Genomic DNA, 16,465 nt, shown 5'->3' with positions numbered 1-16,465 from the left:
AGTTCTATATCAAGCATAAATAGCGTCTAATCAGATTTTTAATCAAAAATTTTCTTGATTAAGTTTCTCCCTTATGATAAAGTATATATTGGGTTTTATTCCAAGGGGTGAAAATAATGGAAAAGCATGAACTAATAGAAAAACTACGTTCCAATATGTCTAGAGATACCTGGAATAACTGGCTTACAACGGCTCAAATTTTGGAATTAGACGATAAAAAGGTCGTTGTTGGATTGGGAAATTTATTTATTAAAGAGGCTGTCGAGAAAAGATTCGGTTCAATAATAAAAGAAACTATAAATAATATTACTGGAAAGCCTCTAGAAGTTATTTTTAAAGAAATACCCATTAGTAAAGAACAGAAAAATGCAGTAAATGGTCCAATAATAAAAAACAGGCCTTTGAAACTATCAGAGTTTAATCCTGAATTCACTTTTGATAGCTTTGTTACGGGAAATTCCAATAGGATAGCTTATTATTCAGCCTTGGAAGTTTGCAAGAATCCTGGCAAATATAATCCTTTATTTATATATGGAGATGTTGGACTAGGTAAAACACATCTTTTACATGCAATAGGGAACTTTTTGATGGAAAATGCCCCTGATTTGAAGGTGAAGTATGTAACTGCTGAGGATTTTATGAATCAAATGATGGATGGAATAAGAGCAAGTGATATGGAGAACTTCCGAGAACGCTTTAGAAGAAATGTCGATTTTTTATTGATAGATGATGTTCAATTTTTAATTGGAAAAAATACCGTACAAAGTGAACTTTTCCATACTTTTAATTCTCTTTTTAACTCAAGAAAACAGATAGTAATATGTTCCGATAGAACACCTGATGAATTGGCAACCTTTCATCCCAGATTAATAAGTAGATTTGAAATGGGTTTGATAACTGATATACAAGCACCTGATAAGGCAACGAAGTACTTAATAGCCAAGAAAATGGCACAAATGATTTCTCTTCAATTAACCGATGATGTTGCTTATTATTTAGCTGAACATGTCGATAAAAACCTAAGAAAACTTCGGGGCGCTATTATGAACCTTCTATTGCAAAGCCAAATTTCGGGTGCGCCAGTGAATATTGAATCTGCAAAAACGATAGTCAATTCAATGATGAGAATGAACGCAAACAAAGTTAGATTCCAATCACCAGAAGTTCTGGAAACTGTCAAAATAGATACCGTTATAGATTTGGTCGCTGCTGAATTTAATATTAATAGAAAGGATATCTTCTCATCATCCAGAAAAAAAGAAATAGCATTAGCACGTCAAGTTTTAGCTTATCTTTTTAAGACTACTATGAAGTTGAAAACGAAAGATATCTCCGAAAAATTAGATAAAAATCATTCCACTATTATTCATTCCATCAAAAAAATAGAACATTCTTTGTTGATGGGAAATGAAATGATAAAAAATAAGATCAATAATATCAAGAACAAATTGGAAGACGAAAAAGGGATTCTTACTTTATAAAAATAGAAAAAATCGGCCTCAAATTATATGATTTAAACAAGAACAAATTGAGGCCGATTTTTTTATTTATAATAATCAGGTTGTTTCAGCAAATGTTTTAAAAGTAAGTTACATTTCTAATCCAACTATAGCTTCCGGCGTTACTACGTGGAAAGTTAAACTTTCAGTGAAGAAAAATTTGAGTTGCTCATCGAACTTGCTATCATATCCTAAGGAAATATCTTGTCCTAAAATTAATTTAAAGTCTCCACCACGATTAGAAATTACAAAACTTTCATCGACATCATGCATAGGTTTCACTTTGGCATCTATAATTTCTTTTACAACTAAATCCAAAGGATACGATAGATTCATAGAAAATAAATCTTGCCATATTTCTTTGTTAATCACTAAAGTATATGGCCCTTCAATCCCTTGCTCCATGAACCTTTTTTTTACTTCAAATAAGGATTTAACAAAATCTTTTACGCTTTCTTTGGAACTTTCTACAGAATTCTGCTTAGCTAACGTTTGTAAGCCAATTATATTGGCTTTTTCTATACCTTTTAAAATTAATTTATTTTCAAATGAAGCCAACTGCTTAGCAGCGGTTTCTAACCCTTCCAAATCCGGAGTTTCTAAACCCCTTTCGATATTATCAAGCTCCCATTGTTTCAAAACAAATGGGTTTCTAATCTCTACTAGAGGTAAAACTTGTCTTATTCCCCATCCCAATCCATCTCTTGGGTTTTCAACGAGTTCGTTAGTACCTAAATTGTATGAAGAATAATCCCATCCATAAGGACCTTCTACATCAATAATTGGTCTTATTTTTAATTTGTTCTTAAAAATCTCCTTTGCCCTTTCGTCTAATTCTTCCCAAGCTTCTTCAGTTATCGGAGCTAACTCTCTTTTAAGAAAATCCATTTTTTACCCCTCCTTCATCTTTAGTATTTTTTCTACTTCAATCCTCTTAGTCCTAAATCACCTTTTTTATTTGAAGAAGACTCTACTTTGCTTTCTCCTTCAACAGCTTCTTCCTCTACTTCCAGCAATGGTTTTTCTGTGAAAAGATAAGTCCTCAGTTCTTCATCCCATCCATTCATGTTTCTTCTCAACCATTCGATAAGCATTACCGCATGTTCAATTTCTTCATCTCTATTGTGCTCCATAATTTCTTTGATGGTTGGATCTTTAGAAACAGCTGCCCTTTGGTTGTACCAATCTATCGCTTCTATCTCCTCTTTTAAACTGTTTAATGCATAGACGTAAGAACGATCTTTGTCACTTAGTTCTTCATAAGGTTCATGGTAATCTTGCATTTAGTTTCCCTCCTTTTAATTTTTGATTTACTGCTCTGTTAAGTAATGTCCTATAAAAACAAAGTTTCTACATCCTTTATTCTCTCAAAATCCTTGTCCATTGTAACTACTTTCAATCCATGGTATTTAGCTATGCTATATTGATATGCATCATCAAAATCTAATTTCAGGATTTTTCTTACATTTACAACTTCTCTGTATAGCTCCATCGGTAAAAAAAGAAGTTTGGTGTTAGGCATGACATCTTCAACAAATCTCCGGAAGATATCTTCTTTGCCATATCTAAACAGGATTACGCCGATAGAATGCAGGGAAAAATCCGTTATGTTGAGATTTCCGATATTGTTATTGAGAAACGCCTTGCAATCATCTTTCTTGTCCTGATTGAGGAGAATTTCTAAAAATACGTTCGTATCAACTAAAAACATTATCTCCACTCCAAAGATTTGTGTTGCAGTTCAACAGAAGTGAATTCCTCTCTTATCTCTGATAGGCCTCCTTCCCAGTCGAACTTGAATTTACCTCTTGAATTTTCTCTGCCTTGATATTTACCTAGTAAAAAGTCCAAATAATCTAAAACCTCTCGCCTCAAATTTTCGGGAAGCTTTTGAATTTTTTCCTCGATTTCTTTTTCATGCATGATCTTTACCTCCTTTAATTTTTGATTGACTATTTCTAGAAACTCTTTATATAGCGCCCCTTCGCCCCGCTGCCCACCGCACCCATTAGGAACGCAACCTGCTCTACAAATTTACTTTTTCATTTAAAATTATACCATTTTTTTATTTTTTTCAAAAAATTCCTAGATAAATCACAATGTATGTTATAATTAATGTGGAAGAGAAATATTTTCATTGAAACTTTGCTTGGAGGAATGTATTATGAGCGATTACGATGAAGAAGAATTTAAAAAATTTTTAGATAGATTGTTTAAGGAACACCCTGAGCTTCAAAAATTTAATCTTGAATTTTTAAAAAATGCAGATCCCAGTGAAATGGATGAAATTATAGAAAATTTAAAAGAGGCGGCTTACAAATTCAAAGAAGCAGAGATCAGTGTACGGTCAGAAGTTGAGGAAAAATTAAATTACAATATCGATGATTTAGAAATTAATTTTGATAACTTTTTAGAGACTATAACTATATTTCCGTTTGCATTAACTATCAACAGTGAGATGTTGAAAGAAAAAGATGCCAAAGGGAGATTGAGCGGAAAATTTTTTGGAATGTATATTAATTTTAAATATGACAATGTTTTTGAACTTTTATCTATTAGAAAGATTGGCGCAATGAAAATTGCTAGTTTGATGAGAAACAACTTTTTTAAATTTTTACCAATAAAACAAAAGATATACAATTATATAAAAACTGCTGTAAATAATTATTTAAAGGCTACTGGACTCGTGAAATATTTTGAAATAGACGAGATTAGAGAATTCAATATGTTAGTTATATTGAGGAATAAACTTAATATTCCTAACGATAAATTGTTTGAAGAGATTTTAAGTAATGAGGAAAACGAAAAATATTATATGATGAAAGCATATTTTATTACTGAGTTTGCTATTGCTGTAGTAGAAAAAGATAACATTTAAATTCCTGATTTTTTTGCAAACTTATTGCTTATATAAAAGATAAAGAAGATTAAAATTATATTCAACCCGCTTAAAGCATTTGCTTCTTGGTATAATCTTCCTGAGGAAAGAGAATAGTTAACCACGCTGACAAGGGGAAAGTAATCCCTTACTTGCATAGTATAACTGATGGTAAATTCACCAAAAATTATTGCAAATATCTGAAGAAAGGCACTTGTAAACGAAGAAAGCAGAAGGGGTAACTCTACTTTGAGGAAGATGATTAGTTTGTTTGCCCCGTCTATCTTTGCGGCTTCAACTATTTTATTGTCAAATCCGCGTATCGGTTGGAACAAAAATGAATACGCGATAGGTATGGTTATTAAGAAATATCCCAGGATCAATAACAATACGAAGGGAATATCAAACAATATATTTAAATAAAGTAGAGCCATACCTAAAAATGCTGATGATATACCCAAAGTGGCCATTACGCTCACATTTATGAGTTTACTGTAATTTTTCAATAGAAAATATGCTGTTATTACGGCAAAGGAAGCTGATACTGTCGAGACTAAAAAGGAATTTAAGATTGATCTAACCACTGGATATATACGATTCAATTCTTTAGAAAATAAATTCAGAAATGAAGATATATCAAATTTCATATTTATAAAATCAAAAAAAGAAGCTGCAATGCCTACCAAAACAATTGAATATTCAAAGATCAAGTAAAAGATGGATAGTGTCCTACTTAAATATCCAGATTTCTTTTGAGATAATGGTTCATATTCAAAAGAGATAGGTTCAAATTTTGATATAAAGATATTAAGAATCGTAAGGATTAAGAGTTGAATCAATGCGTAAGACAAAGCCTTGGGAAAATCCAGTGTACTTCTCAATGTTGTAGAAATAGCCACTTCCAAAGTTGAATATTTTACCCCACCTAAACTTAAAACAATCGCGAAACTCGTGAAGTTATATGTAAATACTAAAAATAAAGCCCTAGAAATGGACGGAATTATCAAAGGTAATTCTATGTTTATAAAAGTTTTAAACTTCCCCGCTCCTTCCATACTGGCTGTTTCTATAAAACTTGCAGGTACTCTTCTAAGAGCTTCCGATATGTAACGAACAAATATGGGAGAGTTATAAAAGACATGGGCTAATATTATTGCTTTCAAAGTGTACATAATATCTAAACTAAAACCCAATTTTGAAAGAATACCAACTGAAGAATAAACAAGAGTGAAAGCCATAACTGCCGAGACGGGTGGGAAAAAGAAAGGAATAAAAATGGTATTATCTAATAATTTAGATATGATCCCTTCATTTCTTGAAGCAAAATACGCTGGAATTAAAGTTATAACCAATGACAACACAGATGAAAGAATAGCTTGATAAAAAGTAAAACCAAGGATCCGCCACGTACGCGGATCCAAGAAATTCGCTAAACCTTCTAAACGAAAAAAATCTTTAAATAAAAAAGAAAAAGGTATTAACCACAAACACAAAAATAAAATAAACAGTAAATTCTTGCTTCTTCTATTGTTCATAAGTTCAGTATAATAGAGCCTCCCATTCTTTCAGCCATCTTTCTAAATTGTTTGAAATTTCTTGGGCTGGAATAGTCAGAATTTTTTCGGGAACCACTGCATATTGGTAAACCTCAGGAAGTTCAACATCAATTACTGGGAACATCCATTGTTTTAAAGGTATTTCTTTTTGAAAATCTTCTGTCAACATAAATTCTATGAATTTCTGAGCTAAATCTAAATTATCAGTACCTTTAACGATACCGGCACCTTCTATCTGAACATAAGCACCTTCTTTGGGGATAAAAACCTTGTACTTACTAGATCCATAGTAATATTGTGAGTATGCACTATCAGTTGCATAGCTGACCATCATGGGTGCCTCACCAATTTCAAATTTTGCAAAGGAATCATCCCAGCTAGGACTTACTGTTAATATTGCAGGCATAAGTCTTTCCCAAAAGTCTTTCCACTCATTTTCATACACGGCTATTGTCCATAGTAAAAAAGCTTGACCAGTGCTTGATGCTCTTGGATCTTGTATTATCAACGAATTTTTATATTTAGTTAGATCTTCAAAAGATTCTAATTCATCTTGTATCTTTTCTGGATCGTAAATAATGGCTATAGCTCCATAGTCGTAAGGAATTACATTATATTGGGAATCAAATAACAACGCTTTGTCTCTAACATTTTCAATATTTTTTGGTTTGTAAGGGATCAATAAATCCTCTTCAATAGCTTTTGCAGCAAGCGATTGATCAAGCCCAATGACTACATCCGCTCGAGGATTTTTCTTTTCCAAAACTAGCCGTGTGAGAACGTTACCTGCATCACCCAATTTTACCACTTTTACATCGCAGTCGTTCATCTTTTCAAACTTTTGAATCGTTCCTTCTTCAATCCAACTGAGACTTTCGTAAATATAGACAGTCAATTCCTCAGAAAAAGCAAAAGATAACAAAACAACTATAACACCCAACATCGCTAAAAACTTCTTCACCTTAACTCACCTCTTTTAAATATTTATTTAGTTAACTTCTCCACGTACCTTTATACCCCTACTTAATTTTTCGTCTGTTAAGTTATATATTTCATCAAAGAACGCTTCTTTAAAAGAAGCAGGACCTTTCACCTCTGAACGTGAAGCAGCTAATTCACCAGCTAGTCCAAATGCAACCATTGCTGAAACGGTTGCCTGTAAATGATTACTTTCCACAGCACAAAAATTAGCAATAATAGACGTTAACATGCAACCTGTACCTGAGATAGTCCCTAACATAGAATGCCCATTATCAACTTTATACACTGTATTACCATCACTAACAATATCTGTAACACCTGAAGCTGCAACTATACAATGATACTCTTTTGCAAAGTTTTTATATGACTCTATATTTTCATCGTTACTTTCCGCTTCTACACCTCTGATTTTCCCACCAGAACCCGTTAGAATACCAATCTCTGCTTTGTTCCCTTTTATAACGGATATTTGTACTTCATCTAATATTTTTTTAGAAGCATCTGTTCTTATTTTTGTTGCTCCTGCACCAACAGGATCAAAGATGACTGGAATATTAAGTGAATTGGCTTTCTTCCCAGCTTTTATCATGGCCTTTACTTGTTCTAAAGTTAACGTACCAATATTAAGTACAAGCGCTTGGGAATTAGATACCATCTCTTCGACTTCCTCTATTGCATGGGCCATCACTGGAAGCCCTCCTACCGCTAAAGTTACATTGGCACAGTCATTTATTGTTACCATATTTGTAATATGATGTATCAGAGGTTTTTTCACTTTTACTGTATCTAAAATGTTATTTACCATCTTTTTGGCTCCTTTCGTTAACTATTTCAACTTTTTCAATTACCTTGCGTATACGTATGGCATTTTCTTCAACATCACCTGAAAAAAGTGCCGATATAACAGCAACGCCATCCACATTTGTTTCTCTCATGAGATCATATAAATTTTCAGCAGTTATTCCCCCAATCGCTACTACAGGAATGTTGACAGACTCCTTGATTTTTTTAACTTCAGCGATGCTAATTGTTTTCGCTTCTGGTTTAGTAGGAGATGGGAACACCGGACCTACTCCCAAATAATCAGCTCCATCCTTTTGTGCCTGGATAGCCTGTTCAACATTTTCAACCGATACTCCTAATATTTTTTCTTTTCCTATGATCTTTCGAGCTATTTTTGTAGGAAGATCCTCTTGCCCAACGTGTACACCGTCAGCTCCTACAGCTAAAGCAATGTCCACTCTATCATTTACTATCAACGGTATACTATAATGATCCGTTACTTCTTTAACCTTCAATGCTTGATAGTAAAAATCCCTTGAATTTAACTCTTTTTCTCTGAGTTGAAGTACAGTTATGCCCCCTTTTATTGCTTTTTCTATTGCGTCAATCAAATTCTGATCCTTTAGATACGATCTGTCAGTTATTCCATAGAACTTCACATTCATATTTTTCATCTCTCTAAAGCCTCCAAATCTTTTGATAAGCGGAACAATAAGGTTAAAAATGATTCTCTGCATCTTAGACGGCATAGCGTCCAGTCTGACTCTGTCTAAAGCAAAAAATTACTCCTTTAATCATATCTTAATCTGTTTTTCACTTAAAACTTTATGGCCCACTGTAGAATATAAGTTCCAGGCTTTTACCAGATTAGTGGCCGCCGATTTTGGATCATCAGCTTCAGATACAGCGGTGACCACGAAAAAACCATGAACCCCGGTTTGAGCTAATTATAGACCGGCATCAAAATAATCAATCTGAGATACATCCGCAGTTCTGATATATTCAAATAACTCATTTGTTCATGCCGATAAGCCAATAATTGAATCTTCTCCCAAGTATTCCCGACAAACTTCTATCAGGGCCCACAACTAAGTATTCCGATATATCAAATGTTTTTCTGATGCTCATTATTTTTTCCGTCCAAAATATCGTTGATTTTATTGACTTTTGCATTCATCATATTTTTAAACCCAGGACGTATGTCAGCTTTTAGAACAACTTCGGTACGGATACCCTCGTTAGCAAGTACAAATGTTGCATCTTTAACGACTTTCATTACTTCATCCCACTCACCTTCTATCTCTGTAAACATAGAAGTTGTGTGATAAGGTAAACCCGAATCACGAATTACTTTTATAACTTCAGCTACTTTAGGTGCAAGCTCATCACCTATACCAATAGGTGCTATGGCAACAGCAATTAATGTATTCATAGATTAAACCTCCTCAATTTCAAATGGATTGTTAGCAATGTCCCCCGCGTTCGCTTTATACAGTTCATCAAGAAACTGAATTTGAAAACTACCGGGACCGTCCACCTTTTTTTCAGCACGAGTTCCCGCTAAATTATAAACTGCACTAGCAGTAAGCGCCGCAATAAATGGTGAAGCGGCCGTTGCATAGACCGCAACGACTCCACCCAACGAACAGCCCGCCCCAGTAATTTTCCCCATAAAATGTGACCCTCCATGAGAAAAGGCTATGACGGAACCATCGGTTATTAAATCCGTTTTGCCTGATACGGCCACTGCTCCTCCTGTACACTTTGCCAGCGCAACAGCCGCATTCTTAGCAGAAGTTACGGAATCCGTTGAGTCAACACCGCGAACAGTGGATAGAGCTGTACCACCTTCTAATTCCCATAAGCCAGCCAATGCTAGAATTTCCGAAGCGTTCCCTCTAATTACAGTAGGTTTATACTTTTTTAATTCCAGCAAAAGCTGAGTTCTAAGGGAACCGATACCCACTGCTACCGGATCAAGTACCCATGGCTTTCGTGCTTCATGCAAAGCTTTTGATACACGAGGTAAAGTTTGCTCATAAAGTGGTATAAATGTCCCAAAGTTTATATAAGTAGCTTCACTGGCTTTTGCCAAAAATTCACCTTCATCAGGTAAATAAACCATAGCAGCGGAACCACCGACGGCAAGTTGAGCATTAGCCACAAAATTAATTGTTACAGTGTTGGTAATTGATCCCACTATAGGATTTTCCCGTCTTACTATTTCAACCGCCTGAATTATTTGGTTTTGAATATCCTTTTTATTAATCATTTTATCTTTTCCCTATCTCAATAAATGTTTTGTTTTTCTTTATACAGCTTTGACTTTCATAGAATTTCAAGATTATCATAATGTATCTTAAAGCAGTAGTTCGTATAAATTTTTCAGTAGTTATTCCATGGAACTTCACATTCATATTTTTCATCTCTCTAAAGCTTCCAAATCTTTTGATAATAGGCGTCTTCAAGAAATTCGTATTCGAATTTAAGAGAGTTTTTATATGCCCGGGTTATTTCTTCTTCTTTTTCTGAATTTAGATATAATTCAAAAATATAAATTAGATCTCCAACTAACTTCTTGTATTTTGCTTCATCATAAGTCGATGCCCATTTTAAATATATATCATTTTCATTATTGCTAAGCTTGTCTTTGTGATATTGGTATATTTCTAAGTAACTATAATAACAAGGCAAAAGGGCTGCCATACCAACTACAAAAGATTTTTGTGCACTTTGAGAAATAAGATAGTTACTATAAGCAATATTCGCTCTAGTAAGATCTATACTTTTTAATGTTGAGGGATCTATATTCAAGAAATCAAGCAAATTTAAATAATTTTTAAATTCTATTTCTGATTCGTTATATAAAATATTTATTAACATCCTCCTGGCGGTAAGATCTTCCGCTTTTGCTATCAAAATCCCCATATTTTTCATTGATTGCTCTAGATAATGAAAATCTTGTTTTAAAAAGAATACGAATTTCTCAAAAGATAATTCTCCAGTATAGAGTTCTTCCATAAAAGGATGGTTAATTAATTTCTCTAATTCTTTTTTTGTGTGATCTTTAATATGAGAAAAATCCATTTCATTTAACCCCTTTAAATACTATATAGCTACCTTTCTTATAACCTGGAATAGCTTCTTCAATCTCTTCATCACAGTATTTTGGGTTATTAATTAATGTTTGTACAGATTGGATATCCCTAAAACCAACTTTTTCCATTAGATCTATTAATTCATCACTGGCAATCCAATTTGCCTTTTCAATAAATTTTAACGGGTAAGGGATTTTTGGGGATATTTTTTCGTCATAATAACCTTCATTCTTAGCTACTCGATACAATAAAGCAAAAGGCCCTTCCGCTGGCAAAATGGAGACAATTACTTCTCCATCCTTTTTTAAAACTCTATATGCTTCCTCAATTGCTTTTTCTTGATTCTCAACATAGCAAAGAATGGTCCCTAACAAAAGTTGTGTACAACTTGAGTCTTCAAAAGGCAGATCCTCAGCTTTTGCTTCTATGACCTTTATACCCCTTTTTCTTGCCAGTTCCGCCATGCTTTTTGATGGTTCTACTCCAATTTTTATACCCAGTTTTTCAGCAAACAAACCATCCCCTATGCCGATACTTATACATTTTTCTGGATTTATCACCATTTTTTTTAAGGCATTAAGCTCAGAATAGAACAATTTTTCATTATTTTTGAACCAAGTTTCAAAGTCTACCGCTCCTTCGTTAAAAGCTTGAATATTACCTAGTTTTCTTTCAACCACTTGTCCATCACTCTTTCTCACAAATTCCACCTCCAGAAATGATTTGTTGGTCCTACCCCATGACCTATAGATAGTGAATTTCTAATTGCACCTGTGATGTATTCTTTAGCTCTTTTAATAGAATCAAAAAGTTCATATCCTAAAGCTAAGTTAGCAGCAATTGCGGAAGAGAAAGTGCAGCCTGTGCCATGAGTATTTTTGGTTGGTATCCTTTCGGAAGAAACTTCAAAAAAATCCTTTCCATCATAATATACATCGATGGCGTCTTCTATCAAATGTCCTCCCTTTACTACCACACTTTGAGCTCCAAGCTCCACAATTTTCTTTGCGGCGTTTCTCATATCTTTTACAGAACCAACTTTTATCCCCGTTAGTACTTCGGCTTCCATCAAGTTTGGAGTTACTACCAAGCTCAACGGAATGAGTTCACTTTTTAAAGCATTGATAGCGTCCTCTTTTAACAAATGAACTCCACTTTTGGAAACCATTACTGGGTCCAAAACAATGTTTTTAGGCTTGTACTCTCTTAATCCATTTGCTATAGTTTTGATTATCTTTTCATTGGAAACCATTCCTATTTTCACTGCATCGGGAAAGAGATCTTCAAAAACAGCCTTCATTTGCAACAATACCATTTTAGGAGTTAAATCTTCTATGCCCAAAACACCCATCGTGTTTTGAGCGGTTACAGAAGTAATAACACTCATTCCAAAAACGCCATGGGCAGAAAAAGTTTTAATATCTGCTTGTATACCAGCACCTCCACCTGAATCAGAACCGGCTATCGTTAATCCTAGTTTTATAATACTCACCTCCTGTTATGCAAAATAAAAATCCTGTTCTTCACCAGCAAAGTGAGAACAGGATTAAATTGAATACATATTTTTAGCCTCCCTTCGCTGGTATTATCCAGATCAGGTAGTCAGGGTCGATGTCTGTTATGCATCCTCTCAGCCTTTCAGCTCCCCTGGCTATTTATTATTCACTTTTGATTTCATTATACCACATTTTTTTCAAATATGATAAAATATTTTAGTAATTATTTTTGAAAAACAATTTTATTATTTAGGGAAAGGAGTTAAAATATGAGAATCTCAGAATTAGAAAAGATAATCAAAAATGAAACAAGAAGAGTTGAAAAGGAATTCACTTTTGAGGAAAGACAGGCAAATTTAAAACCCCAAGAAGTGGCAAAATATATTGATCATACTTTGCTTAAAGCATCCTCAACACCTTTAGATATACAAGCACTATGCAAGGAAGCCAAAGATAACAATTTCTACGCGGTTTGTATTAATCCAACTTATGTGAGTTTATCAAAAGAAATCCTTACAGATAGTGATGTGAAAGTAGCAACAGTGATTGGATTCCCTTTGGGAGCCAATACTATAGAAACAAAAGTGTACGAATCTGAAAATTCGATTAAAAATGGCGCAGATGAATTAGATATGGTTTTGAACATAGGAAGGCTTAAGGCACAACAGTATGATTATATTTATGAAGAAATACATGCTATTTCTCCATTGACTAAAGATGCTAAAAAATTGTTAAAAGTTATCATTGAAACCTGTTATCTTTCGAAGGAAGAAAAGATAGCCGCTGTTGTAATTTCAAAACTAGCTGGTGCTGATTTTGTTAAAACCTCTACCGGCTTTGGAAGCGGCGGTGCTGAATTGGAGGACGTGGCTTTGATGAAGTTTCTTGTGGGAAATGATATGAGAGTAAAAGCATCTGGAGGGGTCAGAGACTTGGAAACAGCTTTAAAAATGATTGGTTGTGGAGCAGATAGGATAGGAACGAGTTCAGGACTAAAGATAATTCAAGGAAGGATATAAATAAAGGAGCGCTTTCGCGCTCCTTGGTGTATTTTGGGTTTAGATTATGGTATACACTTATAAGGGTTATAAGGGTCTTACATTTGAAGCTTGAGGACCTTTGTCGCCTTCAACTACTTCAAATTCAACTTCCTCATCTTCTTCTAACTTTCTGTAGCCATCCATTTGAACAGCTGAGAAGTGAACAAATACATCGTTCCCATCTTCCCCAGTGATGAAGCCATAACCTTTCTTTGAATCAAACCACTTTACTTTACCTTTCACTTTGTTACCTCCAAATTTCTACCGTGCCACCCATTGCAGCATACGGAATGTGTTCCAAAGCTATTATAATACAAAAAGGATAGAAATGCAAGTTAATTTTTTATAAACAAAAGATGAAATATAAGTAAATCTAACGCAAAGATAATTAGCTACAAGTTTTTAAAAAAATATACAAGAAAAGACTTGACAAGTTAAAAAATAATTGTTAAATTTATTCTGGAATGAAGTTTTACTTATTTTTAAATATAATTAAGTTATTATGATTTCAAGGCGATAGCTCTTATTATTACCCTAAGTGAGATTGATTGAAAAACCAAGGAGGAAAATGAATGATCGACGTAGGAGACTTAAGAAAAGGAAATTTCATCGTTTACCAAAACGAAGTTTATCGTGTAGTTGAAGCCAATAAACATTTTATGGGAAGAGGTAGTGGTTTAATTAGAACCCGTTTAAAAAACGTCATGACAGGCTTGATAAAAGAGGTTAGTTTTTCTAGCGGTGAAAAGGTTCAGGAAGCTGATATAAGTTTTAGGAAAGCCCAGTTTTTATATAATGATGGTGATCATTATTACTTTATGCTACTCGATACATATGAACAATATTCTTTACCTGCTCAAGAATTAGAAGAAGAAAAATATTATTTAACCGAAAATTTGGAAGTTGATCTAATCTTCTTTAACGGGAATCCTATTTCCATTCAACTTCCCACCGTTGTGATTCTAACCGTTACAGACACTGAGCCTAACTTCAAAGGAAACACCGTGTCAGGTGGGGGCAAACCAGCAACGTTAGAAACTGGCCTGAAAACCACTGTTCCTTTTTTTGTGGAAAGAGGCCAAAAAATAAAAGTAGACACTCGCACTGGAGATTACCTAGAAAGAGCATAAAAAACGTATATATTAAAGGCTCGATGTATTTTTATCGAGCCTTATTATTTTTCTTGGGGTTGATATTCATGTTTGCCTTCGGATGTATAAGATTCTTCAATTTCTTTTTCTACATCGTTAATTTGAATTTGCTTTTTCTGCAGAGAATTCAGAATTTTGATCTCTCTAATTACAAAAAATAATGTCAACAATGCTGATAAAACATCAGAAATAGGAAATGTGTACCAAATGCCCATTAATCCAAAAAAGTGTGACATAACAAAAACCATCGGAATAAATATTAATATTTGTCTTGACATTGACAATAACAACGCCGGACCAGCTCTACCGATAGCTTGGAATAAAGCAGATCCTACAACTTGAAAACCTACAACCCATATAAACATCGCGTCTATCCTTAAAGCAGGAATACCTTCGGTAATCAAAGATGGATCCGTTGAAAATATAGAAAGCAGAAATTCTGGAAATAATTGAACCAATAGGAACGAAACTATGGACCATGTAAGAGCCGCAGTTGTAGCTTTTTTCAAAACTTCTTTTACTCTGTCATATCTTTTGGCTCCATAGTTATAACCAGCTATTGGTAAAAAACCTTGGGCGATACCAAACATAGGCATAAAAAAGAACATAAAGAGTCTATTTATTACCCCAAAAATTGCTATATGCAGAGAACTCCCGTACGTCCCTAGCAAATTGTTTAAAACTATTGCTAGTAAACTTCCAGCAACTTGCCTAACAAAAGCAGAAGCTCCAACCGCTAGTGTTTCAGACATGATATGCCTATCTAATATGAAATTCTTTCTATGAAATTTCAATGAACTTTTACCACTGAAAAAGTAATATCCTATATAAACAACACCGACAAACTGAGAAAGAACAGTAGCTACTGCTGCGCCTTTTACTTCCATATTTAATCCAAATATAAAAATAGGATCAAGAATAATGTTTAATATCCCTGGAATGATCATAGCGATCATGGCATATTTCGCATTACCTTCTGCTCTCATAACATTATGACTCGCCATTGCAATTGAAAAGAATATTGCTCCATACAAGATTACACTCATGTAATCTTCTGAGTAAGAAAGGATATCAGGAGTAGCGCCAAAGAGAACTAAAATAGGATCTAGGAAGATAGTCCCCAATATAGATAGACCTATACTTAAAACGAATATAGCAGAAAAAATATTCCCTAAAGCCTTTTCTGCACGCTCAACATCTTTGGCTCCTAAACTTCGGGATATTAATGTCCCCCCACCGATTCCTATCATTCCAGCAGTAGCCATAATGATCATTTGAATTGGAAAGGCAACAGATACTCCGGCTATTCCAAGTGTACCAACACCTCTTGCAATGTATATAGTATCGACAAAATTGTATAATGCTTGCACCAACATGGCAGCTATAGCTGGTAATGATAGTTCCATTAATAACTGCCCTATCTTCTTGTTTTCAAGCTTATTGGTATTTTCGTCCAATTACGACACCTCCTCATGATTTTTAGCTTTGTATCTTAGTATATTATCAAGCATTTTATTCAATATATCCTGAACCATTTCTTTTTCTTCAACTGAAAGATTATCTGTTAAAATTTCCTCCCAATAGTTATTCAACTTTTCCATTTCGGTATAGATATTGTAAGCTTTATCAGTCAAGAATATCCTATTTATCCTATGATCGTTATCATCGATTTTTTTCGTAATATAACCATTTTTTATAAGCTTCTTGATCGCTCTAGCGGTAGTGGCTTTATCAAAATTTAAATGTTCATTCAACTCTTCTTGGCTTATTCCATCTCCATTTTTAAGTAAGTATATAAGAAAGTAAAATTGACCTCTTCCAATGTCATACCTTTGAAGTTCTTTTTTCATCATCGAATTCATCGTTCTGAATAAACAGGATATCTTGCTAATAACTGATGTATCTTGTTCAGAGTTAAACAACTTTTGATTTTCGCCTCCTTTTAAAATCTTATTTTTTAATGTCTTTAGAAACTCTAAAACA

At 34.0% G+C, this 16,465-nt stretch carries 21 protein-coding genes, 1 pseudogene and 1 riboswitch; of the genes and pseudogenes, 4 read left to right on the top strand and 18 right to left on the bottom strand.

Features of this window, described 5'->3' with window-relative positions:
- Positions 1-116 precede the first annotated feature (116 nt).
- The gene (dnaA, locus tag X927_RS02945) at positions 117-1,481 is read left to right on the top strand and encodes a chromosomal replication initiator protein DnaA (protein ID WP_103076615.1); all 1,365 of its coding nucleotides are present in this window, start codon (positions 117-119) and stop codon (positions 1,479-1,481) included.
- 108 nt (positions 1,482-1,589) lie between these two features.
- Here the strand turns inward: dnaA and X927_RS02940 are convergent, their stop codons facing one another.
- From X927_RS02940 to X927_RS02925, 4 genes are read right to left on the bottom strand one after another with little or no spacing between them, the layout of a single operon-like run.
- A complete protein-coding gene (locus X927_RS02940) occupies positions 1,590-2,387 on the bottom strand; it encodes a family 1 encapsulin nanocompartment shell protein (protein WP_103076614.1) in 798 nt (265 codons plus the stop codon).
- Positions 2,388-2,419: 32 nt separating this feature from the next.
- Positions 2,420-2,782 (bottom strand): encapsulin-associated ferritin-like protein, encoded by a 363-nt coding sequence (locus X927_RS02935; protein ID WP_103076613.1) that lies wholly within the window; start codon positions 2,780-2,782, stop codon positions 2,420-2,422.
- Positions 2,783-2,832: 50 nt separating this feature from the next.
- Positions 2,833-3,210: a type II toxin-antitoxin system VapC family toxin gene (locus tag X927_RS02930; RefSeq protein ID WP_103076612.1), complete on the bottom strand. Its 378-nt coding sequence runs from the start codon at positions 3,208-3,210 to the stop codon at positions 2,833-2,835.
- Entirely contained in the window at positions 3,210-3,422 is a 213-nt protein-coding gene (locus X927_RS02925; protein WP_103076611.1) for a DUF2281 domain-containing protein, read from the bottom strand. Before X927_RS02925 ends, X927_RS02930 begins: the two co-directional genes overlap by 1 nt.
- A 241-nt stretch (positions 3,423-3,663) precedes the next feature.
- Between X927_RS02925 and X927_RS02920 the strand changes: the two genes are divergently transcribed.
- Positions 3,664-4,377, top strand: coding sequence for a hypothetical protein (locus X927_RS02920; protein WP_103076610.1), 714 nt, complete (start codon positions 3,664-3,666; stop codon positions 4,375-4,377).
- Here the strand turns inward: X927_RS02920 and X927_RS02915 are convergent.
- From X927_RS02915 to thiD, 11 genes and pseudogenes are all read right to left on the bottom strand, one after another.
- The gene (locus X927_RS02915; RefSeq protein ID WP_103076609.1) at positions 4,374-5,912 is read right to left on the bottom strand and encodes an ABC transporter permease; all 1,539 of its coding nucleotides are present in this window, start codon (positions 5,910-5,912) and stop codon (positions 4,374-4,376) included. The genes X927_RS02920 and X927_RS02915 overlap by 4 nt on opposite strands.
- Before the next feature lie 4 nt (positions 5,913-5,916).
- Positions 5,917-6,894 carry a thiamine ABC transporter substrate-binding protein gene (locus X927_RS02910; RefSeq protein WP_103076608.1) on the bottom strand — a complete coding sequence of 326 codons (978 nt, stop codon included), beginning with the start codon at positions 6,892-6,894 and terminating at the stop codon, positions 5,917-5,919.
- 27 nt (positions 6,895-6,921) lie between these two features.
- Positions 6,922-7,719, bottom strand: a complete 798-nt coding sequence (thiM, locus tag X927_RS02905) for a hydroxyethylthiazole kinase (protein ID WP_103076607.1) — start codon at positions 7,717-7,719, stop codon at positions 6,922-6,924.
- Positions 7,709-8,371 (bottom strand): thiamine phosphate synthase, encoded by a 663-nt coding sequence (gene thiE, locus X927_RS02900; RefSeq protein ID WP_211287798.1) that lies wholly within the window; start codon positions 8,369-8,371, stop codon positions 7,709-7,711. Before thiE ends, thiM (X927_RS02905) begins: the two co-directional genes overlap by 11 nt.
- Before the next feature lie 120 nt (positions 8,372-8,491).
- A pseudogene (locus X927_RS10410) lies at positions 8,492-8,773 on the bottom strand (thiamine phosphate synthase); the annotation flags it as partial.
- 29 nt (positions 8,774-8,802) lie between these two features.
- Entirely contained in the window at positions 8,803-9,129 is a 327-nt protein-coding gene (locus tag X927_RS02890; protein WP_103076606.1) for an MTH1187 family thiamine-binding protein, read from the bottom strand.
- A 3-nt stretch (positions 9,130-9,132) separates the two neighbouring features.
- Positions 9,133-9,969, bottom strand: a complete 837-nt coding sequence (gene thiM / locus X927_RS02885) for a hydroxyethylthiazole kinase (RefSeq protein WP_103076605.1) — start codon at positions 9,967-9,969, stop codon at positions 9,133-9,135.
- A 1-nt stretch (position 9,970) separates the two neighbouring features.
- Positions 9,971-10,114: a hypothetical protein gene (locus X927_RS10140; protein ID WP_169925108.1), complete on the bottom strand. Its 144-nt coding sequence runs from the start codon at positions 10,112-10,114 to the stop codon at positions 9,971-9,973.
- Between the two features lie 13 nt (positions 10,115-10,127).
- Positions 10,128-10,784 carry a thiaminase II/PqqC family protein gene (locus X927_RS02880; protein ID WP_103076604.1) on the bottom strand — a complete coding sequence of 219 codons (657 nt, stop codon included), beginning with the start codon at positions 10,782-10,784 and terminating at the stop codon, positions 10,128-10,130.
- 1 nt (position 10,785) lies between these two features.
- Entirely contained in the window at positions 10,786-11,496 is a 711-nt protein-coding gene (locus tag X927_RS02875) for a class I SAM-dependent methyltransferase (RefSeq protein WP_103076603.1), read from the bottom strand.
- Positions 11,493-12,278 (bottom strand): bifunctional hydroxymethylpyrimidine kinase/phosphomethylpyrimidine kinase, encoded by a 786-nt coding sequence (gene thiD / locus X927_RS02870; protein WP_103076654.1) that lies wholly within the window; start codon positions 12,276-12,278, stop codon positions 11,493-11,495. The genes X927_RS02875 and thiD overlap by 4 nt, the downstream gene beginning before the upstream one ends.
- 71 nt (positions 12,279-12,349) lie before the next feature.
- A riboswitch (TPP riboswitch) is annotated at positions 12,350-12,454 on the bottom strand.
- Positions 12,455-12,560: 106 nt separating this feature from the next.
- On the opposite strand from thiD, the gene deoC reads away from it, so the two are divergent.
- Positions 12,561-13,310 carry a deoxyribose-phosphate aldolase gene (gene deoC, locus X927_RS02865; RefSeq protein WP_103076602.1) on the top strand — a complete coding sequence of 250 codons (750 nt, stop codon included), beginning with the start codon at positions 12,561-12,563 and terminating at the stop codon, positions 13,308-13,310.
- A 66-nt stretch (positions 13,311-13,376) separates the two neighbouring features.
- On the opposite strand, the gene X927_RS02860 is transcribed toward deoC, so the two are convergent.
- Positions 13,377-13,574 carry a cold shock domain-containing protein gene (locus tag X927_RS02860; protein ID WP_103067547.1) on the bottom strand — a complete coding sequence of 66 codons (198 nt, stop codon included), beginning with the start codon at positions 13,572-13,574 and terminating at the stop codon, positions 13,377-13,379.
- A gap of 329 nt (positions 13,575-13,903) precedes the next feature.
- Here X927_RS02860 and efp point away from each other — a divergent pair, with 329 nt between their 5' ends.
- Positions 13,904-14,461 carry an elongation factor P gene (efp, locus tag X927_RS02855; RefSeq protein ID WP_103076601.1) on the top strand — a complete coding sequence of 186 codons (558 nt, stop codon included), beginning with the start codon at positions 13,904-13,906 and terminating at the stop codon, positions 14,459-14,461.
- Positions 14,462-14,505: 44 nt separating this feature from the next.
- On the opposite strand, the gene X927_RS02850 is transcribed toward efp, so the two are convergent.
- Positions 14,506-15,939, bottom strand: a complete 1,434-nt coding sequence (locus X927_RS02850; RefSeq protein WP_103076600.1) for an MATE family efflux transporter — start codon at positions 15,937-15,939, stop codon at positions 14,506-14,508.
- Entirely contained in the window at positions 15,940-16,404 is a 465-nt protein-coding gene (locus X927_RS02845; protein ID WP_103076599.1) for a MarR family winged helix-turn-helix transcriptional regulator, read from the bottom strand.
- Between the last annotated feature and the right edge of the window lie 61 nt (positions 16,405-16,465).

The organism is Petrotoga mexicana DSM 14811 (assembly GCF_002895565.1).
Classification (GTDB): domain Bacteria; phylum Thermotogota; class Thermotogae; order Petrotogales; family Petrotogaceae; genus Petrotoga; species Petrotoga mexicana.
Note: the sequence above shows the minus strand (reverse complement) of the source record. Positions and strands in the feature narration are given on the sequence as shown.